The sequence below is a fragment of the Paenibacillus sp. CMM36 genome (assembly GCF_053570945.1).
In genome coordinates, this window is record NZ_JBSEDY010000006.1 from 42323 (window position 1) to 63867 (window position 21545).

24 protein-coding genes are annotated in these 21545 nt (G+C 43.5%); 19 read left to right on the forward strand and 5 right to left on the reverse strand.

Going from position 1 to position 21545, the window contains the following annotated elements; all coding sequences use genetic code 11:
* The first annotated feature begins 21 nt into the window (after window positions 1-21).
* The 4 genes from ACWA2B_RS14010 (at window position 22) to ACWA2B_RS14025 (ending at window position 2529) form a co-directional block, all read left to right on the forward strand.
* The gene (locus tag ACWA2B_RS14010; RefSeq protein ID WP_010348252.1) at window positions 22-690 is read left to right on the forward strand and encodes a PspA/IM30 family protein; all 669 of its coding nucleotides are present in this window, start codon (window positions 22-24) and stop codon (window positions 688-690) included.
* Between the two features lie 131 nt (window positions 691-821).
* Window positions 822-1229 (forward strand): DUF350 domain-containing protein, encoded by a 408-nt coding sequence (locus tag ACWA2B_RS14015; protein WP_013310484.1) that lies wholly within the window; start codon window positions 822-824, stop codon window positions 1227-1229.
* Window positions 1230-1253: 24 nt separating this feature from the next.
* Window positions 1254-1760: a DUF4178 domain-containing protein gene (locus ACWA2B_RS14020; protein ID WP_029517465.1), complete on the forward strand. Its 507-nt coding sequence runs from the start codon at window positions 1254-1256 to the stop codon at window positions 1758-1760.
* Between the two features lie 13 nt (window positions 1761-1773).
* Entirely contained in the window at window positions 1774-2529 is a 756-nt protein-coding gene (locus tag ACWA2B_RS14025; protein WP_029517466.1) for a DUF4247 domain-containing protein, read from the forward strand.
* Window positions 2530-2668: 139 nt separating this feature from the next.
* Here the strand turns inward: ACWA2B_RS14025 and ACWA2B_RS14030 are convergent, their stop codons facing one another.
* On the reverse strand, window positions 2669-2896 hold the full coding sequence (locus ACWA2B_RS14030) for a helix-turn-helix transcriptional regulator (RefSeq protein ID WP_449292304.1): 228 nt from the start codon (window positions 2894-2896) through the stop codon (window positions 2669-2671).
* 266 nt (window positions 2897-3162) lie between these two features.
* Here ACWA2B_RS14030 and ACWA2B_RS14035 point away from each other — a divergent pair, with 266 nt between their 5' ends.
* From ACWA2B_RS14035 to ACWA2B_RS14050, 4 genes are read left to right on the forward strand one after another with little or no spacing between them, the layout of a single operon-like run.
* Window positions 3163-3876, forward strand: coding sequence for a hypothetical protein (locus tag ACWA2B_RS14035; protein WP_029517468.1), 714 nt, complete (start codon window positions 3163-3165; stop codon window positions 3874-3876).
* Window positions 3827-4375 (forward strand): accessory gene regulator ArgB-like protein, encoded by a 549-nt coding sequence (locus ACWA2B_RS14040; RefSeq protein ID WP_449292305.1) that lies wholly within the window; start codon window positions 3827-3829, stop codon window positions 4373-4375. The genes ACWA2B_RS14035 and ACWA2B_RS14040 overlap by 50 nt, the downstream gene beginning before the upstream one ends.
* Window positions 4348-4479, forward strand: a complete 132-nt coding sequence (locus ACWA2B_RS14045) for a hypothetical protein (RefSeq protein ID WP_256026089.1) — start codon at window positions 4348-4350, stop codon at window positions 4477-4479. Before ACWA2B_RS14040 ends, ACWA2B_RS14045 begins: the two co-directional genes overlap by 28 nt.
* Window positions 4480-4484: 5 nt before the next feature.
* On the forward strand, window positions 4485-5219 hold the full coding sequence (locus tag ACWA2B_RS14050; protein WP_069011746.1) for a hypothetical protein: 735 nt from the start codon (window positions 4485-4487) through the stop codon (window positions 5217-5219).
* A 269-nt stretch (window positions 5220-5488) separates the two neighbouring features.
* Here ACWA2B_RS14050 and ACWA2B_RS14055 read toward each other — a convergent pair whose 3' ends face one another.
* A complete protein-coding gene (locus ACWA2B_RS14055) occupies window positions 5489-5704 on the reverse strand; it encodes a helix-turn-helix transcriptional regulator (protein ID WP_016820733.1) in 216 nt (71 codons plus the stop codon).
* Between the two features lie 88 nt (window positions 5705-5792).
* Here ACWA2B_RS14055 and ACWA2B_RS14060 point away from each other — a divergent pair, with 88 nt between their 5' ends.
* From ACWA2B_RS14060 to mobB, 3 genes are all read left to right on the forward strand, one after another.
* Window positions 5793-6032, forward strand: a complete 240-nt coding sequence (locus tag ACWA2B_RS14060) for a helix-turn-helix domain-containing protein (RefSeq protein WP_449292306.1) — start codon at window positions 5793-5795, stop codon at window positions 6030-6032.
* A 195-nt stretch (window positions 6033-6227) separates the two neighbouring features.
* Window positions 6228-7505 carry a molybdopterin molybdotransferase MoeA gene (locus ACWA2B_RS14065; protein ID WP_449292307.1) on the forward strand — a complete coding sequence of 426 codons (1278 nt, stop codon included), beginning with the start codon at window positions 6228-6230 and terminating at the stop codon, window positions 7503-7505.
* Window positions 7502-8050 (forward strand): molybdopterin-guanine dinucleotide biosynthesis protein B, encoded by a 549-nt coding sequence (gene mobB / locus ACWA2B_RS14070; RefSeq protein ID WP_449292308.1) that lies wholly within the window; start codon window positions 7502-7504, stop codon window positions 8048-8050. Before ACWA2B_RS14065 ends, mobB begins: the two co-directional genes overlap by 4 nt.
* 4 nt (window positions 8051-8054) lie before the next feature.
* Here the strand turns inward: mobB and xerS are convergent, their stop codons facing one another.
* Window positions 8055-9155 carry a tyrosine recombinase XerS gene (gene xerS / locus ACWA2B_RS14075; protein WP_449292309.1) on the reverse strand — a complete coding sequence of 367 codons (1101 nt, stop codon included), beginning with the start codon at window positions 9153-9155 and terminating at the stop codon, window positions 8055-8057.
* 116 nt (window positions 9156-9271) lie between these two features.
* Here xerS and ACWA2B_RS14080 point away from each other — a divergent pair, with 116 nt between their 5' ends.
* The 3 genes from ACWA2B_RS14080 to ACWA2B_RS14090 all read left to right on the forward strand — a co-directional run bounded on the left by ACWA2B_RS14080 (window position 9272) and on the right by ACWA2B_RS14090 (window position 14643).
* Window positions 9272-9781 (forward strand): GNAT family N-acetyltransferase, encoded by a 510-nt coding sequence (locus ACWA2B_RS14080; RefSeq protein ID WP_029517475.1) that lies wholly within the window; start codon window positions 9272-9274, stop codon window positions 9779-9781.
* 169 nt (window positions 9782-9950) lie between these two features.
* Window positions 9951-11123: a M20 metallopeptidase family protein gene (locus ACWA2B_RS14085; RefSeq protein WP_069011749.1), complete on the forward strand. Its 1173-nt coding sequence runs from the start codon at window positions 9951-9953 to the stop codon at window positions 11121-11123.
* Window positions 11124-11571: 448 nt separating this feature from the next.
* Window positions 11572-14643 (forward strand): X2-like carbohydrate binding domain-containing protein, encoded by a 3072-nt coding sequence (locus tag ACWA2B_RS14090; protein ID WP_318627307.1) that lies wholly within the window; start codon window positions 11572-11574, stop codon window positions 14641-14643.
* A gap of 341 nt (window positions 14644-14984) precedes the next feature.
* Here ACWA2B_RS14090 and ACWA2B_RS14095 read toward each other — a convergent pair whose 3' ends face one another.
* Window positions 14985-15902: an AEC family transporter gene (locus tag ACWA2B_RS14095; RefSeq protein WP_069011754.1), complete on the reverse strand. Its 918-nt coding sequence runs from the start codon at window positions 15900-15902 to the stop codon at window positions 14985-14987.
* 251 nt (window positions 15903-16153) lie between these two features.
* On the opposite strand from ACWA2B_RS14095, the gene ACWA2B_RS14100 reads away from it, so the two are divergent.
* Both ACWA2B_RS14100 and ACWA2B_RS14105 read left to right on the forward strand, forming a co-directional pair.
* Window positions 16154-17155: a copper amine oxidase N-terminal domain-containing protein gene (locus ACWA2B_RS14100; RefSeq protein ID WP_449292310.1), complete on the forward strand. Its 1002-nt coding sequence runs from the start codon at window positions 16154-16156 to the stop codon at window positions 17153-17155.
* A 203-nt stretch (window positions 17156-17358) separates the two neighbouring features.
* Window positions 17359-18147: an SDR family oxidoreductase gene (locus ACWA2B_RS14105; protein ID WP_029517480.1), complete on the forward strand. Its 789-nt coding sequence runs from the start codon at window positions 17359-17361 to the stop codon at window positions 18145-18147.
* A gap of 94 nt (window positions 18148-18241) precedes the next feature.
* Here ACWA2B_RS14105 and ACWA2B_RS14110 read toward each other — a convergent pair whose 3' ends face one another.
* The gene (locus tag ACWA2B_RS14110) at window positions 18242-18970 is read right to left on the reverse strand and encodes a DsbA family oxidoreductase (protein WP_029517481.1); all 729 of its coding nucleotides are present in this window, start codon (window positions 18968-18970) and stop codon (window positions 18242-18244) included.
* Window positions 18971-19183: 213 nt separating this feature from the next.
* Between ACWA2B_RS14110 and ACWA2B_RS14115 the strand changes: the two genes are divergently transcribed.
* The 3 genes from ACWA2B_RS14115 to rbsD are packed head-to-tail and all read left to right on the forward strand — an operon-like array spanning window position 19184 to window position 21519.
* On the forward strand, window positions 19184-20212 hold the full coding sequence (locus tag ACWA2B_RS14115) for a LacI family DNA-binding transcriptional regulator (RefSeq protein ID WP_029517482.1): 1029 nt from the start codon (window positions 19184-19186) through the stop codon (window positions 20210-20212).
* Complete coding sequence (gene rbsK / locus ACWA2B_RS14120) at window positions 20205-21083, forward strand: ribokinase (RefSeq protein WP_069011915.1); 879 nt, start codon at window positions 20205-20207, stop codon at window positions 21081-21083. Before ACWA2B_RS14115 ends, rbsK begins: the two co-directional genes overlap by 8 nt.
* 1 nt (window position 21084) lies before the next feature.
* Window positions 21085-21519, forward strand: a complete 435-nt coding sequence (rbsD, locus tag ACWA2B_RS14125; protein WP_340955546.1) for a D-ribose pyranase — start codon at window positions 21085-21087, stop codon at window positions 21517-21519.
* The last annotated feature ends 26 nt before the right edge of the window (window positions 21520-21545 follow it).

Below are 21545 nucleotides of genomic sequence, written 5' to 3' on the forward strand. Positions count from 1 at the left end.
CAACTCTAGGAGGAACTTCACATGTCTATTTTCAAACGATTAAGAGATCTTACGATGTCCAACATTAACGCCATTATTGACAAGGCAGAAGATCCAGTTAAAATGACGGACCAATACATTCGTGATATGCAAGAGGACCTGGAAGATGCAGAGAAAGCGGTAGCCGCTCAAATTGCTATTGAAAAGAGATTCAAACAGCAATACGAAGAACAGGCTGCTTTGGTAAAGAAACGCGAAGAACAGGCACATACCGCTGCAAAAGCACAAAATGTAGATCTGGCCCGTCGCGCGCTGGAAGAAAAGAAATCTGCTGAACAAAAAATGAACGAGTTCAAAGCTGGTTACGAACAGAACAAAGCTGCGGCCGATAACCTGCGTGGCAAGCTGGATGAAATGCGCAGACAGCTGACAGAAATGAAAAACAAGCGCGAGACACTGGTTGCCCGTTATAACGCAGCTAAAGCGCAAACTGAAATTAACAAAGCTATGAACGGTTTTAGCTCTGATACGGCAACTGCCGGATTGAAGCGTATGGAGGAAAAAATGCTGCAAGCAGAAGCACGTGCCGAAGCGAGCAACGAAATGTCTTCTAAGGAAAAATCGTTGGATGAGGAGTTCAAAGAGCTGGATAAGAAAAGCGCCGTGGACGATGAGCTTGCCGCTTTGTTGAAGCAATACGAAAATAAATAAGAACATTTAAGCAGTGCCGCCAAGTTTGATTGCTCAGGAAGCGAAGGAGAAACGTTTTCTCCTTCGCTTTTCCCTGCCCGCAGGCGTAAAACATTATATGAAGGTCAAGAAGATGTGGAGGATGGTATGAAATGCATTTTTTAGAAACGATGAAAGCAATGCTTGTATGGACTGGTGCGGGAGCTATTTTGATCTTCGCATTAATGTATGTCGACTCTTTATTCACGAAGTATAAGGATTTTGCCGAAGTGAAAGCTGGAAATATGGCCGTAACGGTACGAATGATTATGAAGCTGGTTGCACAAGGCTATATTTTGTCAGGCTCTATCGCTACAGCTAATAATTTGCTCGAAGCGCTTGTGTATTCTGTGATCGCTTTTGTCATCCTGCTTGTTTTGGAAGTTATTGTACGTCTGCTGTTGCGGTACTGGGCCCAGTTTGATCTGGATAAAGGTACACAGGAAGGTAAAATTGGTTTCGGCCTGTTTTCAGGAGCGCTGCATCTGGTTGGCGCCTTGATCATTACAGCATGCTTCTAGGCTAAGAAAGGCAGGAATATAACCATGGGTGTTTGGAAACGAATTTCAAATCTATTTGCTAAGCCGGAGCCGCCAAAAGCAGAGAAAAGCATGCTTCACTTAAATCCAGGTGATATCTGTGAAGTTTCGCTTGTCACCTATGAAGTGGTAGGTCGTGTACATAATCGTGCCCGGAATGCCGTTGTTTTGACACTTCAGGATGGTAATCAAATCAGCTATCTTCATATAGAGGAACGGGAAACATTGCAATTCGGACTATATCAGGCCATCGACGGCAGACTTGACAACCCTGAGGAAGTGCCGACCATTTTAGAGCTGGATGATACAACGTATCATTTGGAGGAGCAATATTCTGGGCAAGTTACCGTCATGGGCCGTGCTCCTTTCCGACAGGGTGGAGAGCAGCATGTTTGGCAGTACCAGTCTGATAATTACCATTTGTTGCGGGTAGAGTGGCAGGACGGTCGCTTTATGCTTTATGAAGGAGAAGAAGTGATTACCGGAGACGTCAAGGTTATTCGGGCAAGCTAGGAGAGGGTTACACATGAGCAAACGCACCTGGCAGTATGCATTAAAGGTCTTTGTGGCGCTGAGCTTGTTCGTATCCGTGTTAAGCGGTTGCGGCGCGCCAAGTGTAAAGGATACGTATCCGCTGGAATCGGTTAGTGGCAGCGGAAATTCAACCTCGTATGTATACCGGGCAGCTGGCAAGACAGTCCCGGAAGTAGCGGAGGAATTGAAAGAACAGCGTACACCGGAACAAATGTCACCGCAGAGCAATGAGCGGATGTTTCTGGTATATAGCGATGAGTGGTACCATTTGCAGCAAGATCCAGCTAAGAAGGAAGATACACTCATTGAAATTGACAGTAAAAAGTATGTAGAACAAAATTACAGTTCAAGCTTTTTAAAAGGATACTTAACCGCAACTGTGCTGGATGCTCTGTTTGATTCCTTACGTGGTTCAGGCTCCTATCGGGGCTACTCCAGCAGAGATGTATACCGACCTTCTCAGGGCCAATATCGTGCTCCTACAGTGCAGGAGAAAAAGGCGATTCCGCCGATTACGGTGGAGCGGAAAGGTTCGGTTACCCGTAGAGGGAAGAACTCGGATTCTAGCGTTGGATCAAGCGGAAGTTTGTTCGACAGAGGGTCCAGCAGTTCACCGAGCAGAGGCTCGATTTCACGTGACCGGAGCGACAGCGGCGGTTCCAGCATATTTGATTCGCCGCGTAAATCTTATAGTAAGCCCAAAACACGTAGCGGTTCAGGTAAAATCAGCCGACGAAGTCGACGATAATGGGTAAAATTTTATTTTCTTCTAAAGTTGTTTGCGGAACTGTGGAGCTGTTGCACAGTTCCTTTTTTGTAGTTTGATATAACCTAAAGTGAATTGAACGGTGCTCCTTTGCTTCGATTTTATTGCCGTCTATTTTGACCTACACTTGATCAGAGCTTATGTGTTCAATACCATCGTCTTCAATAATGTTGCTTTTTTTGATATGGAAATGACGAGCTATCTTTTCTATAGCACCCATCCGTGGTTCAGAAAGTCCGCTCTCCCAAGCTGAAATTGCTTTATTGGTAACCCCAGCGATCTCAGCAAGTTCTTGTTGAGTCAAATGATATTTTATACGTAATTTTTTAAAATTCTCACTTAAAGCCACTATAATCCCTCCACCCCAAATTAAGTAGATTATAACCTTGATATCGAAAAAAAACCAACATAATACATTAGCAAAAGCAACGTCGCTCACTTGGGGTGACTTTTTTTGTTAGTATAAATGGGTGTCGAGTTTGAAGAAGAAAGCCAGGGGAAGAAAATTCCACCTCATATTTATACAAAAAAATCCAATTTACTAGATTATTTCATTGCCACATCTATTAGTAAAATATACAATTACATCAGGCGAAATAGGAGGATGGTGTAACTGTGTTATCTGCTTTTTTATATATTTTACTTGGTTTTTTCGATGCTTTAGCGGCAGTTACTTTGGTCTTGAAGATTTATATGCTCCCCGTGTGGGAAAATCGAAGAAAAATACTTCTCTATGCAATTGGCATAACTTTGTTTTCCTTTCTCATGAGAGAAGTAATAGGCATGCCTAAATTAGATTTTCCGCTTCAGTATTTGTTAATGGTTCTCTTTTTAAGATTTGGTTTAGGGATCAAAACATATCTTGCGGCTTTTTCTGCTGGTTCCGGTCTTACAGCTTACATTAACCTACAGCTATTTGTATATATATTTGCAAACTTTTTCGGAGTAGCACAGCCAGGTGTTATAAGTGATACAGCTGGCTCTTCTATATACGTTATACAGTTGTCTTCCATCCTTACTGCGTACTTTATTTCTTTTGTGATGGGTAAATATAACTTTGGATTCTCATTTATCATTCAACCCCCACATGATTTTTTGAAAGGTGAAAATTACCTAGCATCTCTAAATAAAATGTTCATTATAGGGTCCCTAATATCATTTGTCACTATTTTTGTTACTTTGTATATGCTCTATAACTCCAATACGATAGGATTACTTTCCATCTCATTACTAACTTTTGGAATATCGTACTTCTTATCAGAGAAAGGAGATTACGAGGATGCTAGAAACGCTATCGAGGCACATCGCATCAGAAATAAAGAAAGCTGATCCTGATGGACCCACAAGTGTTGAAGTGATGGAGTATGCGATTGGTATAAAAATTACCGAAATTTCAGCAGTGCTCATGGTCGCAGTTATAGGATGGATAACAGGACATTTTTGGGGGGCATTACTAGCTCTGGCTACGATCATGTTTGTAAGGAGATTTTCAGGAGGGGTACACTTCAGCAACCTTACACTTTGTGTCTTCTTTACAACGGCCATATGTGTAATTATACCTTTTGTCTCTTTAAGTTTAGCAACGATTTTGATAATTAACGCTTGTTCATTATTAGTGATTGTACTATATGCTCCCAATCATTTTATCTATATTAATAAGACCAAACATCACAAATATTATAAAACGATATGTATTTTGGTTTGCATATTAAATTTTTTTATACAATCTCACATAATATGTTTAGCTTTAATTATACAAGCATTCAGTATTCTTCCTTTATGGAAAGGAGGTGAGCGAAAATGGATAAGAAATTGGCGAGAGCTTTAAGTATAAGCCTTGGTAAATACGCTAACGAGTCTACGAAAAAAGAAAAAACAATTTTTGGCGCTAAACCTGTACCAGCTGAGCTGAAGAAAACAGAAAAGAACTGAATTTAATGGAAGAGGGAAAGCGAATCCTAGCCACTCCATTGCTTGATGACAATTCACTTGGAGATTGCTCTTTTTTTTGTGAGAATCACCTAGTTGCGATTGAATTGTGGAAGCCTAAAAGCAATTATCACATTCCGCTTTTTCATACTTCTCATGGAAGATTTACAGTTCCCACCACCCTCCATGAATGTTCCGTAGGCTTACCCACTTTTTGCAATTTGGACGGATCTAATTTGGTTAACATCACACAAGTGGACAAGATCATTACGGGAGATTATGGAGGGGGGCAGGTTGTTTTTAAAAATCAAGACATTAAAGAAAGTATAAATTCAGCAAATTTATCTCGATGGAGACAAATATATGCAGATGCAATGAATGCCGATAGAGAAATTCGTTATATTTTCGGATCGGAAATTAAGGTAGTGGGTAAGGCAGCAGTGAGCGGTTTTTTTAAGGTAATGAATATGCACAGTGTGGATATGTGGGAACCTAAAAAAAATTATTATGTCCCGCGTTTCAACTCTGGAGATCGTTCTTATACAATCGGGCTAACCGCACAGGCTTGCAGGGAAGCTTTTCCGTATCTATATCCAGCTTATAAAGATACCCTGATAAATCTCGACTTGGTTTGTGAAATTGAGTCTAACGCATTTGGAGGGCTGGTACGATTCGAAGGATCTGACTTCACTTGCTCGATGTCTCATAATAAACTTAAAGCGCTTAAAAAACTGTGGAAATGACCCATGAAAATTCAGGGGTCATTTTTGTTACCAGATTTAAATGAATAAGTCAATAATCAGTTAGACTAGGATAAGCCGGACGGGTTCGATTTAATTCGACATATTTCCCGTTTTTAATCATTTTCCATGTGATAAAATTGATTATGAAAAAAATAACAATCTTTTAAATAAAGGTGAAAACAATCTACATATAAGAAAAGGAGGGTGAAAGCGGGATATATATTGTAAATGCCGGCATGTACAAATGCCCCGAAGGAAATGCCTGTTTGTCAGGCAAGTTCCCACTCATATAAGTCCTCAGCTTTACACTCCAATATCCTAGAAATGAGGACTGCCGCCTCGAATGACATTTTGTCACGTCCCGCGATCCAGTTGGATATTTGTTGCCGCGAATATCCAGTTCGTCGGGCGAGCCATGATTGAGTGCGTCCATGAGATTTGAGTTCCTCTTTCAAAAGGCATTTTCCCCGAGTAAGTTTTTGCACCTTACTTGCTCCTAACAGGGGAAAAGTGTTTCGTTCAGAGTATACAGGTAAATTACTTTTTTATCAATTATATTGTGGAGTTGATTGGATGGTTGCAGATAAAAATGAAAATGTAACTTGCACTAGCTTTTGTACAATAAAGATGGCACGACTCGCTTCAGGATATAGTGAGTTAATAGCTTGCAATACACTTGGTATGTCAATGAATGAATTAAAACATATAGAGGAAGATTCATCCGATTTAACAATAGCTCGAGCACAGCAAATGTCCTCGTTATATGAGGTTTCAATAGATTCAATCTATTTCGGAAAAATTAATATAAACTAATAAAATAGAGAAATGACCGGATGATACGCAAAATTAAAAACTGAAATCTACCAAAAACAGCCGCGATATGATATCCAGGCTGTTTTTTGGCGGATAAAGACTTGGAGCAATTCAATAAATACCGTTTGGATTTGCCAGATAACGGTTTTAGCGTTATAACAGAAAGAGGGCATTTAAGAAGAACGGAGTGAGAATATGAATCATACATCATTAAACGCAGAAAAATTCCAGCGTAAAGCAGTTCAGGTGGAAGAGGCACAAAGCAGGATAGCTAGTCATGTTAAACAAGGTGAAAGGGAGGACGTAGGGCTTGAGCAAGCACATGGTCGCTATCTGGCGATGGATTTGACTGCGCCACATCCGTATCCCCGCTTTCGTCGTTCTGGTATGGACGGCTATGCGATCCTTGCCTCGGACACTGAAGTCTGTTCGACCGGTCAGGAAATCTGGCTACACGTGATTGATGAAATTCCTTGTGGCACTGTATCGGACAAGCGGGTGGAGACGGGAATGGCAGCCCGCATCATGACAGGAGCACAACTACCTGAAGGAGCGGACACGGTGGTTATGCTGGAGGCGACACAGCTGCGTGAGGAAAATGGACAGACATATGTTAGCTTAAAGAAGCGTATGGAAGTTGGCAAAAATGTGACACAAATTGGTCATGAGATTAAGGAAGGTCAGCTTTTGCTCAGTAAGGGAACTTGCGTGGGAGCGGGGCATGTCTCAGTACTGGCTACTTTTGGTGTACATCGGGTGCCTGTTTACAGGAAGCCAAGGGTGGCTGTCTTTTCCACAGGGTCAGAATTGCTCGCAGTGGATGAGCCGTTACAACCGGGAAAAATTCGAAACAGTAATACATATATGCTGGCTTCTCAAATCAGAGAGGCAGGAGGAGAGCCGTTCATTTTACAAGCCATTCATGATGATTTGAGTCTTGCCCGTACCTCTGTACGTGAAGCCATAGCTGCCTATGATATCGTGGTCACGAGTGGAGGAGTATCGGTGGGGGATTTTGATATTATGGGTGACCTGGTACGACAGGAAGATGTGAATATGCTGTTCAACAAAGTTACGATGCGTCCAGGAAGTGTGACCACAGCCGCAGTGATTGACGGCAAGCTGTTATTTGCGCTTTCAGGCAACCCCGGTGCGTGCTTTGTAGGCTGTGAGCTGTTTGTACGGCCGACGATCCAAATGATGTTATCTTCGGCACATCCATATTTACAAACCTGGACGGCGAAGTTAGGCGCAGATTATACGAAGGTAAACAACTATACACGCTTTGTACGCAGCTCTTTGGAGATACGTGGTGGACAAGTATACGCGATTCCTGCGCGAGCAGATGAATCTAGTGTCATGGTGACCATTAAGGACAGCGACTGTCTGATCGTGATTCCTCCTACAACAGAAGGATTACGCAAAGGTGAAGAGGTGCGAGTACTGGTATTACAAGGTGGACAGGTAACGTGAATACGAAACATCCATTTGTATGTCAAATCGTCGGATTCAAAAATACGGGGAAAACGACCTTTCTCGGAGGGTTAATTCGTTATGTGCAGAAGTCAGGTCTACGCGTAGCAGTGATCAAGCATGATGGACATGAATTTGAAATGGATCATGAGGGTACTGATACGTATAAGCACCGACAGGCGGGTGCTGAAGGCGTAGCTATTGTTTCGGCTGGAAGAACAGCTATTTTAGAGGAGAATAGTCAGCCTGTCACCAGTCTGATACGGCATTTTCAGGCCTATGATTGTGTGTTGCTGGAAGGCTTCAAGCAGGAGGATTATCCGAAGCTGGTCATGGTTAAGGAACAATCGGATGCTCAGCTTACCGATAAGCTGACAAATGTACAGGGGGTAGCGGTTTGGGAGCATCAAATGGATTGGGCTCAACATCACTACTCAGATGAAGTGATACAAATATTTCCTGCTGAGGCCAACGGACCCGCAGGCCGCTGGCTACTCGAACAGATTCAAAAGCAGATAGAAGGAATGAGGAATAAGCAGGGGTGAGACATCAATCGGCTGAGTCGCTTAGAGTCTCTACCCGCCGTTCGATCGCCTGGGACATGGTTTTGTCAGTCAGGTGGGCATACACTTCTGTTGTTTCTGTCGAAGCGTGCCCCAGTTGTTCCTTTGTTTTGTAAATATCATTTTGTAAATAATAATCAGTAGCAAAGGAATGACGAAGCTTATGCACGGTAAGGTAAGGCTTACCGAAACGCTTGGCGTACTTTATGATCATTGCCTGAATCGCTCTTTTGGTCATCCGTTTGCCTTCTGTACTCCCGTTAGGACGTGTGACAAAGAGAGCCTTTTCTTTTTTTGGAGCGCGGTAACGGGTATGTCTCAGGGACAAATAAAGTACGAGATCATTTTTGGATTGCTCGCGGAAATACACCGGCGTTTTAAAGGTTTCGTCGTTATTGCCTTTGCGATACACATATAATAATTTATTGTTTATGTCTAAATCATCCAGATTCAGATTGACGATTTCAGATACGCGCAGGCCTGAGTTCAAAATGAGGCTGGCGATGCAGGCATCCCGTTCCTTATTTAGTTCATAGGAGTATAGCGCCTGCTTATTATCGGCCAAATCCTGACCATAGCCTTCATAAATATAACCGATGAATTCAAGCAATTCTTCCTCTTCCAGTATTTTACCTTTAAGCTTGGCCGCCGTATCCTTGGGTTTATGTATACGCTTGATTTCGACCTTGGCCATAATGTTGCGTTTGAGCAATGGATAAAAATTTTCATCCTCAGCGATCTGACTTAAATAATGAAAAAGCGAACGCAGAGACGACAGCTTACGTGAAATGGTTATACGGGAGTTGGAGCCTTCGAGCTTAGTAGACAGAAATAATCGAAAGCCTGTAATACTGTCCATGTGAAGTGTCTCCAACTCTTCAAGTGTAACTTGGGCATTCGTTTCTCCGGCAGACAAGCCTTCCGAGCGAAGCCATGAAAAGAAAGCTTCGTAATCCCGCACATATTCTAGTAGTGTGGAAGGGGACAGGTCGGGCAGCTTATAATCCATAAATTGCTGCACGTACCATGGTAATCCCGGCATTTTTTCATCTAGTTTGCGCCGGTCGATGATCTTTTGTATATTCATTGGGTTCCACCTCGTCCGGTCATAATATATATGTATTTTAGCATATTTTGAACAGCACTGGATGGGATGTAATTCGAAGTTAAAGAACGGATTGAACCGCCAAGAGAGGTGAAAGTATGGGGTATAATATCAAATCGGAACTGAAGCTGTCTATTAAGAGTGTACCGGAGTCGCAAAAGGACATTATTGTACAGCTCATGCAATTTTATTTATACGATTTTACAGCCTATCTGCGAATTGATGTCACTGAGAAGGGGACATTCCCGGCTTATCCAGACTTGTATCAATATTGGACGAGCGGCGAACAGAAGTTGCCTTTTCTGATTTGGAGACAGGATGTTCCTGTGGGCTTTGCACTCGTTGACCGAATGTCCAGCAATCGAGAAGCTGACTACTACATGGCTGAGTTCTTTGTACTTCGTCCTTATCGGCATAATGGGGTTGGGACTTGGGCGGCTCATGAGCTGTTTGGACGTTTTAACGGACGCTGGAAGGTGACCCAGATGAGTACGAATAGGCCGGCACAATCCTTTTGGCGTAAGGTGATTGGAAGCTATACGAAAGGTGAGTACAGGGAACAGACACATCCCGTAAGAGGAAACATTAGTCAGTTTTTCAATACCTGAAAAATTCTAAATAGATAAGTTAGTAATGAAAAAGAGTTGGGGAGAGTATCCTATCGGCTCTTTTTTGTTGTAAATTCAAGTCTTCTATGATAAGAGAGCTACATTCTACAGGCTGTTCATGGTAAGATAAGGATAGAAGCATATAAATTCAATAGGAAAAGAGGGTATTATGCTAGAAAAATGGGTTCAGGAATTAAAAGATGGTGAACAAGAGCTGATTGCGTGGAGAAGACATCTACATCAGCATCCCGAGCTTTCTTTTGAAGAAACGAATACATCTGCTTTTATCGCCGATCAATTGCGCTCTTTTGGTATTGAGGTAAGAACGAATGTGGGTGGAAACGGTGTGCTCGGGTTTTTAGAAGGCGGTCAGCCAGGTAGAACGATTGCATTTCGTGCTGATTTTGATGCACTTCCTATTCAGGATGAAAAGGAAGTGCCTTATAAATCGACCGTTCCGGGTGTTATGCATGCCTGCGGGCATGATGGTCACACGGCTGCATTACTTGGAGTGGCACGCGTGTTGAGCCATAACCGTGAGGCGCTGAAGGGAAAGCTTGTGTTTATTTTTCAACATGCAGAAGAAAAACCGCCTGGCGGAGCCAAGTTTATGATTGAGGATGGCTGTCTGGAAGGGGTAGAGGCGGTATACGGTATTCACCTCGCGTCTGAAATTCCTTTTGGTAAAATTGGATTAAAGAGTGGGCCTGCGATGGCGGCTGTCGACGCGTTTACGATCCAGATCAACGGTAAAGGCGGGCATGGCGCACGACCGCACCAGACGGTAGACTCTATTGTTATCGGCAGTCAAATTGTGAACGGGTTGCAGCAGGTGGTTAGTCGCAGGGTGGACCCTATTGAATCAGCAGTGTTAACAATTGGGGTATTTCAAGCTGGAACTGCCTTTAATGTGATTGCAGATAAGGCCAAAATTGAAGGGACTGTACGTACGTTTAATAAGGAAGTGCGTAAGGAAGTCGAGAATGAAATTCGCAGTATCGTCAAGGGGTTGACTGAGGCTTATCATGCCGGATACGAAATGGACTATTTGAATGGCTATCCTTCTTTGGTGAATGCCGAAGCCGAAACGGAGCGTGTACGCGAGCTCATCGGCAGACTGTATGGAGCAGACGCTTTTTTGGATTTGAAGCCGGTCATGGGAGCAGAGGATTTTGCCTATTATTTGGAGCAACGACCGGGAGCCTTCATTCATGTAGGTGCCCGTAATGAGGATGAACGAACGCATTTTGCTCATCACCATCCTCACTTTGATTTTGATGAGCGGGCATTGCTCGTCTCAGGGCATATTTTTTTAGCTCTGGCGCTTGAATACTTGCAATAATATGCATTTGTTTATGACTAAAGCCAGTATTAACGGAAGTAACGGAAGCTGGAACCGCGCATAGCGCGGTTTTTTTGTTGTAAATCCAAGTATTTTGACACCCATAAAGAATGAAAATAAAGTAATTAATTCACTATGTGAAAAATTCATAATAGAAATAAATAAAAGGTGTTAACTCTGAAGGAAGTCTAAACCTCATACTATAAGCTGCGGAGCAGGAGATAATATCGCATGATCTTGATTTTTCGTACAAGGAAATGAAAAAAAGATGACGAATCTATTGAGCATGACAACAGTGTAAGCGCTAACAAATTGGGTGTTGCACTATATTTATTGGGATGAATGGGGGTGAGTCTAAGAGAACATTTGTCAGAATTGTGAGAAGCAACGATAACGATAGGAACGAATTCGTATATTCAAATGATTATGAAGAAGGAGGTTGAATTCATTGACTAAGGCAAAAAACAGGTTGAAGATTGCTTGTTTGGCGCTTGTGGTAGCGGGTGCTTCCTGGACAGGAATGATAGCGCCGACTCATGCTGCTTCAAGTGACGATTACAGTTGGAAAAGTGTCGTTACGGGTGGAGGTGGTGGTTTTGTACCTGGCATTATTTTTAATGAAACGGAAAAAGACCTGATCTATGCACGTACAGATATTGGAGGGGCTTACCGGTGGAATGCTGCCAATGAGAGCTGGATTCCGCTGACGGATTCTGTGGGCTGGGAGGATTGGAACAAAAATGGTGTCGATGCACTAGCAACTGATCCTGTTGATCCAAACCGTGTATATATAGCTACAGGTACGTATACTAATTCATGGGATAAACAAAACGGGCAAATTATGCGTTCCACCGACAGGGGCAATACGTGGCAGACGACCAAGCTTCCTTTTAAGGTGGGGGGCAATATGCCGGGGCGCTCGATGGGGGAACGTCTGACGATTGATCCAAATAGGAATAATATTTTGTTCTTTGGAGCTCGAAGTGGTAATGGACTATGGAAAAGCTCTGATTTTGGAGCAACTTGGAGCAAGGTGAGCAGTTTCCCAAATCCAGGGACGTATGTACAGGACCCTTCCAATGAATATACCAGCGACATTGTCGGTTTAGCCTGGATCACCTTTGACAAAAAAACAGGCTCTTCGAGTAAAGCAACGCAGACGATCTATGTAGGTGTAGCAGATAAAAAGCAAAGTGTCTATCGCAGTACAGATGGCGGGACAACCTGGTCTGCTATAGCGGGACAGCCTACGGGCTATTTGCCACATCACGGTGTGTTATCAACGGACGGCAATCTATATATTTCTTATAGCGATGGAGCCGGTCCATATGACGGAACAAAGGGTGAACTGTGGAAATTGAATACAGCCAGCGGGCAGTGGACTAACATTAGCCCCATAGGTAGCAGTAGCGCGGACAATCATTTTGGATATGGTGGACTGACGGTGGATGCCCAGAAGCCAGGTACACTTATGGTTGCTACGTTGAATGCCTGGTGGCCGGATGAAACGATTTACCGCAGCACGGACAGTGGGGCAACCTGGAGTCCTATTTGGGAATTTGATGGTTATCCGTCTCGCAAGCTGAAATATAATCTGGATATAAGCGGTGCACCTTGGCTGACTTTCAATGCCAACCCGGCTCCACCGGAAGTATCGCCCAAGCTGGGGTGGATGATCGGTGATCTGGAGATAGATCCATTTAATTCAGACCATATGTTGTACGGCACCGGAGCTACGATTTATGGCTCTAAAAATCTAACCAATTGGGATAAAGGCGGAAAGCTGGATATTTCAGTAGCCGCTAAAGGGGTAGAGGAAACGGCGATTTTGGATCTGGTGAGCCCTCCAACCGGCGCGCCTTTGGTGAGCGCAGTAGGTGATGTCTCTGGATTCAGACATGACGATTTATTCAAGGCTCCAGCTAAAATGCTGGATAATCCGACTTTTACAAGCAGCGAAAGTATTGATTATGCCGAGCTGAATCCTTCTTTTATGGCTCGGGTAGGTAAAGCGGATTATAAAAAAGATCCAAATGCCAAATCCATCGGTATTTCCAATGATGGTGGAGCCAACTGGTATAAGGCAAATAGCGAGCCTTCTGGTACAGCAGGAGGGGGCAGCATCGCTGTAGCAGCAGATGGTAATGGCTTGCTGTGGAGTACCTCAGACAAAGGTGTGTTCTACTCCAAAACTGGTGGCAACTCATGGACAGCAAGCACAGGGATTCCAGCGAATGCAAAGATCGTCTCTGACCGAGTGAACCCTAATAAATATTACGCATTTGCCTCCGGGAAAATATATGTGAGCACCAATGGTGGCGTATCCTTTACGCCTTCAGCGGTAACTGGCTTACCGACAGCAGGCAATGCTGATATTGATGCTGTACGAGGAGCAGAAGGAGATGTGTGGTTCGCCGGAGGCTCCGAGGATGGGGGGCCATATGGTTTATGGCATTCCAACGATTCCGGCGCTACGTTCACCAAGCTCTCTAATGTGCAGGAAGCGGATTTTGTAGGCTTTGGTAAGGCAGCGCCGAACCGCACGTATGCAGCGGTATTTATCGTTGGTAAAATAGATGGTACACGTGGATTTTACCGATCGGACGATGCTGGTGCAAACTGGGCGCGCATTAATGATGACAAACATCAATATGCTCGAGTGACCAAAATTATTGGGGACCCGCGGGTTTATGGACGTGCTTATCTGGGAACGAATGGCCGCGGCATTCTGGTGGCAGATCGTGTGGGTGGTGATCAGCCATCTACCGGGCAAGCAAGTATTACACCAACGACTGCAACCTATGGAGTGAATAACAACAATACAGATATTACTGTCAAGCTAACACTTAACGGCAATACGCTGGAAGCGATCAAGCAGGGGAGTGTGGTGTTGAACAAAGGTGAAGATTATACGCTTAGTGAGGATACAGTCGTTCTTACCAACAAGTATTTATCTAAACTTCCTAAAGGAGAGACAGCACTAAACTTCCATTTTAGTACAGGCAATGATGCGTTGTTTACGATTACGGTGAAAGGGGATACGCCAAGTGAGCCAGGAACAGGCGAGGGCGTTCTGAAGGTGCAAACCTTCAATGGGAATGTATCCACCACAAGCAATACAATCAGTTCCAAATTTAAAATAACCAATACGGGAACCTCATCCATTTCCCTAGCAGATGTGACATTGCGTTATTATTACACCATTAACGGGGAGAAAACACAAAATTTCTTCACGGATTGGTCGAGCGTCGGTACAGGGAATGTGATTGCTAGCTTCAAAACATTATCCAATGCGAAGCCAGGGGCAGACTCTTATGCAGAAATTGGGTTTAAATCGGCTGCGGGTTCTTTAGAGCCTGGTCAAAGTGTGGATTTGCAAACCCGGATATCCAAAGAGGACTGGAGTAGTTACACACAGACCGATGATTATTCATTTAATCCTACAGCAAACAGTTTACAAGATTCTGCTAAAATAACCGCTTATCTGTCTGGAAGCAAGCAATGGGGAATTGAGCCCTAAACCTTAATAAGGATAATCCTAAGTCAGCCACTCTAATGAGTGAGCTGGCTTTATTTTGATGACCTTGTTGTCCCGCATTCTTTTTTTAGGAAAAAGCAACGACAAGTTGAAAACAGCAACTAATAGAGATTCAAATTAGATAATATAATTATTTCATTATATGAAAAATTAACAATAGAAAAAAACTCTTTCTCGCATACGATCTCAATATAACAAACACACCACCTTAAGTAGAAAAAAGAAGCAACAACAGGAACGTATGTTCTTTTATCTCGAAAAAGAAACGCTCCTGTCCTTAGACAAAAAGCGTCTCTAATCCATTTTTTATATTATCATACACCTCAAACAAGATGCCGGGATACTGAAATTAACAGTGTCATCGTAATGACATTCATAATCGTTGATAGTAATACTGTTTGTGCGGCAAAATCGGGTTCATTTTTATATTCTTCCGCCAAAATACTTGTATTAACTCCGGTAGGCATACCCGATGCAATGAGCAAGGCTTGAGCGGGAATCCCTTTAAGACCCAGTAGCAAGACGAGCAGAAAACCGACCAGTGGACCTGCAATCAGGCGTAGTACCATACTGATGTATACGGCTGTCCGGCGCAAACGAAAGGGATATTGCACAATTTGTGCTCCCAAAGTAAGTAGAGCCACGGCAACCATCGACTGACTAATATATTTCAAAGGTTCAGCCAGTAAATTAGGCAACGGACTATGCAACAGATTTAGGAGCAAACCTAGTGCAAGTGCATAAGGTACAGGCATTTTCAAAAAATTAATTAAAATTTTTCGAGTGTTAGCCTTACCGTTCTGTACAACAAAAGTACCGTATGTAAATGTAACAAAGCTTTGAAAGGTCATAATCAGAGCCTGAACGGAAATGGCTAGCGGATCACCTTTGAACACTAACTGATTGATTGGTAGACCATAATTTCCTGAATTATCTAGCATTACACTGTTTGTAAAAGCTCCACGCATTCCAGGGCTGTATTTCAGCGATCTGGCGACGGTAGTACTGATTACGTACAGAATAGCTATGTACAAGGCATAAAAAAGTGAAACCTCACCCATGAGCATTAAAGAAATTTCCGAGTGATATAGACCCGTAAACACAACTGCGGGGGTGATATAATAAAAATTGATTTTAGCTAAGGTATACAAATCCAGTCGAAAATAATATTGCATGATACAACCAAAACCGATAAGTACAAAAATAGGTAAAACAACGTCCAAAAGAATGGTGCCGAACATGTCTGTTTCATCTTCTTTCTATTATGCGAATGTAAAGGCTGTTTCTTATAAATGCATGGGCATTTTCTCATTATACTGTGTAAATAGGTTAGACGTATAATAAAATTTTATAGTGGTTTTGGTAATCTGGACTGCAGCTATAGTGGTGTCTCACACATTAAATAAAAAAAGATAAAAAATCAGCTTAGAGAAACCGTTAATACATCTAGGGACGATTGAGCCCGGTGTTTACTATAAGGAGGAATCGCATCATGAAAAACACTTGGACAGCTTTACTAGCGTGTATACTGGTCTTGGGATTGGCAGCGGGAACCGCTGAAGCGAAGCAGGAACGCGGAAATGATCAGGGGAACAAACAGGAAGCAAAGACGTCTGTTAAAGACGGGAATGAAAAGAGCGGGGAAGAGCTAATCAATCCCCATGACTCAGACAATGATCAGTCCAAAAAACAAAAGGACAAAGCATCTGGTAAAAAGGATGAAAACAGTAAAAAAGACAAACACGCAGAAATCAGAAAAACTGAACCTGTTGCAGTAACGGATGATACATACGGGGGGTCCAAAGACCATAATGGTCACAAGGGACGCAACGGTTACAAGGGTCTGCTTCACGCGGTAGAAAATACGAAGGATAAGCCGGCAGGAGCGGTTATTGCGAATCTGCTGCTTACGAAATACCCGGACCGTTTGACTTCGGAGCAGGTTGCTGAACTCGAATTGATCCGGAATTCTGGTAAAGCACTGACTGAGGCAGCTGAGCTACTGGCTGAAAACGGAAATGTGACAGATGCCGTTTACATGCAGGAGGAGGCGGTACTGGCTAATGTGTCCGATCTGGACAGCTACAAAAAGCTGGGTGAATTCTCGAAGAAGGCCGGACGGCCGTCGGGTATGAAGCTGTTCGTGAATGGTGAAGAATACGACGCCAAACCGATTAACCGCAATGGGACCACACTTGTTCCGTTTAGAACAGCTTCCGAAGCTTTGGATGCAAAGGTTTCCTGGGATCCGAAAGAAAAGGCTGTTACTGTCACCCGTAACGGCGTGTCCGTCAAATTATTTGTTAACTGTCCGAAAGCATATATTAACGGTCAGCCGTATTCTATCGAGCAGCCAGCATCCATAGTGGATGGGACGACAATGGTACCTGTAAGGGTAATCGGAGAGGCCTTGGGGACAAATGTTAAATGGGAGCCTGAGAGCCAGTCCGTTGTTGTATACGAGCAGCCAACAACACCTGCATCAACATCATAACGTGCTGTAACAAATATTTTGTAAACAAAAAGGGCCCCTGACTAAATGTCAGGCCTTTTTGTTTTACCTTGCAATGAATGATTCCGTATTCTTTTTAATGGTGAGAGGATAGATAGCCTTCATGATACTACCAAGCTATTCGCATTATGTGCTGGTCATGTGTACAATTAAATAGAGAACACTGACAAAAGGGAGTGTTATAGATGGATTTAGGATTAACGGGAAAAGCAGCCTTTGTTGCAGGTTCCAGTAAAGGACTCGGCAAGGCAAGCGCACGGGAGCTGGCACGCGAGGGTGCGAATGTCATCATTTCAGGACGGAACGAAGCAGAGCTTCAGCGGACGCAGGCGGAATTACTGGAAACAGCGAGTGGCCGCGTTGAATATGTAGTTTGCGATGTAACAAAACCAGAAGATATCTCCCAGGCCATCCGCCGTACAGCTGATTTGTTTGGCACCGTTGATATTTTGGTTAACAATGCGGGTGGGCCTCCTGCAGGTACCTTTGATGATTTTACTGATGAAGTGTGGATGCAGGCCTTTGAACAAAATTTACTTAGTCATATCCGGTTGATCCGTGAGGTGTTACCCTATATGAAAAAACAACAAAGCGGTAGGATATTAAATATTGCTTCTTCCTCAGTTAAGCAGCCAATTCCGGGACTAATCATTTCAAATACGCTACGTACTGGAGTCGCTGGATTGGCGAAAACATTGTCTCTGGAATTGGCTCCTCATAATATTCTGGTACATACTGTAGCACCGGGGAGAATTGCAACCGATCGCGTGCGTAGCTTGGACGAGCATCGAGCTGAGAAAACCCAGCAAACGACGGATCAGGTTCGAAAACAAGCAGAAGAGGGCATTCCATTGGGGCGGTATGGAGAGCCTGAAGAGTTCGGTAAAGTTGTTGCTTTTCTGGCGTCTTCAGCTTCATCCTATTTGACAGGGAGCACCATCCTTGTGGATGGCGGAATGATTAAATCGTTATAAAATAAAGAAGCGTGCCAGCCTCAGGTTTAATAGGGGGCTGGCACGCTTTTTTAAAATTTATTTAGGGAGTTGGAAATGTTCATTCAAGGACTGTTCAGCTCTCGCGGCCTGGAAGTTCACAACCCTCATCCGTACATACACCACCTGCATCCTGTTTGGACGAGCTGCCACTTATCATAGTGAAAGGTGAGCGTTCATCCCATGCTTTTTGAAGTGCGTCATGAAATACTTCCTCCGGCTGGGCACCAGAAACGGCAAATTTTCGATCAAATACAAAGAATGGTACACCCTGAACACCCAACTCAGCGCCTTCGGCTTCATCAGCTCTAACTTCGTCGGTAAAACGGTCACTGGCTAATATAGCAGCCGCTTCCTTTTGATCTAGACCAACTTCAGTAGCCAGCGCTGCCAGCACTTCATGATCCCCTGTATGCTTGCCTTCGATGAAAACAGCATGGAATAAGCGCTCGCTCAGCTCCAGCATTTTGCCTTGTGTTTGAGCCCAAAGTGTTAAGCGGTGAGCATCAAGAGAGTTTGTCGGCACCATGGCATGAATATTATACTCAAGACCCGCAGAGCGTGCATTTTCGTTCATTCGATCATTCATAGCCTGAGCCTCTTGCAGACTGACCCCATATTTAGCGGCTAGTTCTTCATTGATCGTTTTACCACTATCTCTCACAGCACCCGGGTTTAATTCGAAACTCTTAAATGTCAATTGCACCTCATCGTGATGTGGAAATTTCTGTAACACTTGCTCCAAACGGCGTTTACCAATATAACAGAACGGACACATATAATCAGACCAAACTTCAATATTCATCAGGGATAAGCCTCCATGTATACGTATTTTATTGTGTAACCGGGAGCATTGCTCCTCACTTTAGAATGTGTATAAAGGTGGAACTTCACTAGTTACAATAAGAATTATAAAGCTAAAGGATTTAACGTGCAAATAATTAATGCTTGTCAAAAAATTAATGCTGTGATATTTTATATGTGTAACCGGTTACACAATTGGAGTTGAACCTACACTATGACAACAATTAAAGAAGTCGCCAGCTTTGCAGGGGTTTCCGTAGCAACCGTTTCCAGAGTTATCAATGAAACTGGATATGTGCATGAGGATACACGGCGAAAGGTTGAGGCTGCTGTGAAGCAGTTAAATTACAAGCCTAATGAAGTTGCACGTTCTTTGTATAAAAAGAAATCTAGATTAATCGGTCTTTTGCTGCCGGATATTACGAACCCTTACTTTCCCTTGTTAGCTCGTGGGGTGGAGGATCGAATGCAGGAAAATGACTTTCGGATTATTTTCGGTAATAGTGATGAAGATCGCCAAAAAGAATTGGATTACATGGATACTTTTGTTCAAAATAATGTCGTTGGTGTTATTTCTTCTACCAATGATCCCGATGCCGATTGTTACGCCAAACTGAAGATCCCGGTCGTTTTTCTCGATCGAACTTCCAGTGACAGCCTCTCCGTATATGCAGATGGAGCCCATGGCGGTTGCTTGGCTGCTCAAGAAATGGTTGCACGCGGCAGCAAGCAAATTACAGTCATGCAGGGCCCTGCACATATTCGTCCAGCACAAGATCGTTTTCGCGGGGCGGTTGAAGAGCTTCAGCAATCCGGAATTGCTTACCATGTGGTCGAGACAACGTCCTTTTCGTTCAAGGAGGCCGAGTCGTGGGCCAAAGAGCTGTTTAGCAAGTATCCCGATACGGACGGAGTTATCGCAAGTAATGATATCGTGGCTACAGCGGTGATGCATGAGGCACATAGATTAGGAAAGAAAATCCCGGATGATGTTCAAATTATCGGGTTTGATGATATACCATTAAGTAGTTTGTTATTCCCGCCTTTGTCAACGATCCGACAGCCTGCTTATGAAATGGGCTGGGAAGCAGCAGGACTACTCATTCAGTTGATTGAGCAGTCGCAAGTAACGAAGTCAAGTGTACCTAATCTTCATTCGAAAGTACTTACCTATTCAAGCATACAATTGCCCGTCAAATTTATAGAACGGGATACAACGAGAAGGGTGGATAATGATGGCTAAAATTTCGATTATCGGAAGCAGTTCTATGGATCTCGTAGTTACTTCGTCCAAACGTCCCGGTGCTGGTGAAACGGTATTGGGTGAAAGCTTCACAACCGTACCTGGAGGTAAAGGAGCCAATCAGGCAGTAGCCGCAGCACGACTCGGAGCCGACGTTACGATGATTGGACGAGTAGGGGATGATCATTTTGGGAAGCAGATTTTACGTAATTTTGAAGAAAATCATGTTCATACCGATTATGTGAAACCGGTTACACATATGGAAAGCGGTACAGCGCATATTATACTAGCTGAAGGCGATAACAGTATTGTCGTGGTAAAAGCAGCGAATAATGAAGTGACACCCGCCTATGTGGAAGAAGCGCTTGACGTCATCCGAAGTTCGGATATTGTGCTAATTCAACAGGAAATACCAACAGAAACGGTTGTTTACGTAAGCGAGATTTGTGCGAAATACCAGATACCCTTGTTGCTGAATCCAGCCCCGGCTCGTGAAGTGGAGGAAAGCGTAATTGCGAATGCGACCTACATTACGCCTAATGAGCATGAAGCTGCCATTATGTTTAAGGATTTAAGTCTTCAAGAAGCGCTGCGCAAATATCCCAACAAGCTGTTTGTGACTGAGGGCAGCAACGGTGTACGGTTCTTCGACGGAGAACAGGAAGTCGTGGTTCCTACTTATAAAGTAGAAGCTATTGATACGACAGGTGCAGGAGATACGTTTAACGCTGCTTTTGCAGTGGCTTTAGCTGAAGGAAATTCGCTGGCAGACAGTGTGAAATTTGCTAATCGTGCTGCGTCATTATCCGTTACCAAATTTGGAGCCCAAGGTGGAATGCCAACCCGTCGTGAAGTGGAGGAGCAAATATAATATGAAGAAACATGGAATCCTAAACAGTCATATATCCAAAATACTGTCGGATCTCGGCCACACTGACTATATTGTCGTGGCTGATGCTGGCTTACCTGTTCCTGAAGGCGTTACCAAAATTGATTTGGCCCTTAAACTGGGTGTTCCATCCTTTCAGGACGTCGTTGATGTCATTGCAGCAGATATGGTGATCGAAAAAGTAACGCTGGCCGAAGAAATCAAACAAGAAAATGAACAAGCATTACAGTATATTATGCACAACTTTGCAGGGGAGCAATTAGAACAGCCACAGATTAGTAAGCAGGTTGCCGTCATTGAGTTTTGCTCTCATGAACAATTCAAGGAGCTGACCCGTTATGCAAAGGCGATCATTCGTACAGGAGAGGCTAAACCGTATGCCAATTGTATTTTGCAGGCAGGAGTTCATTTTGGATAAATCAATGTTGAATAAAAAGGAGGGTA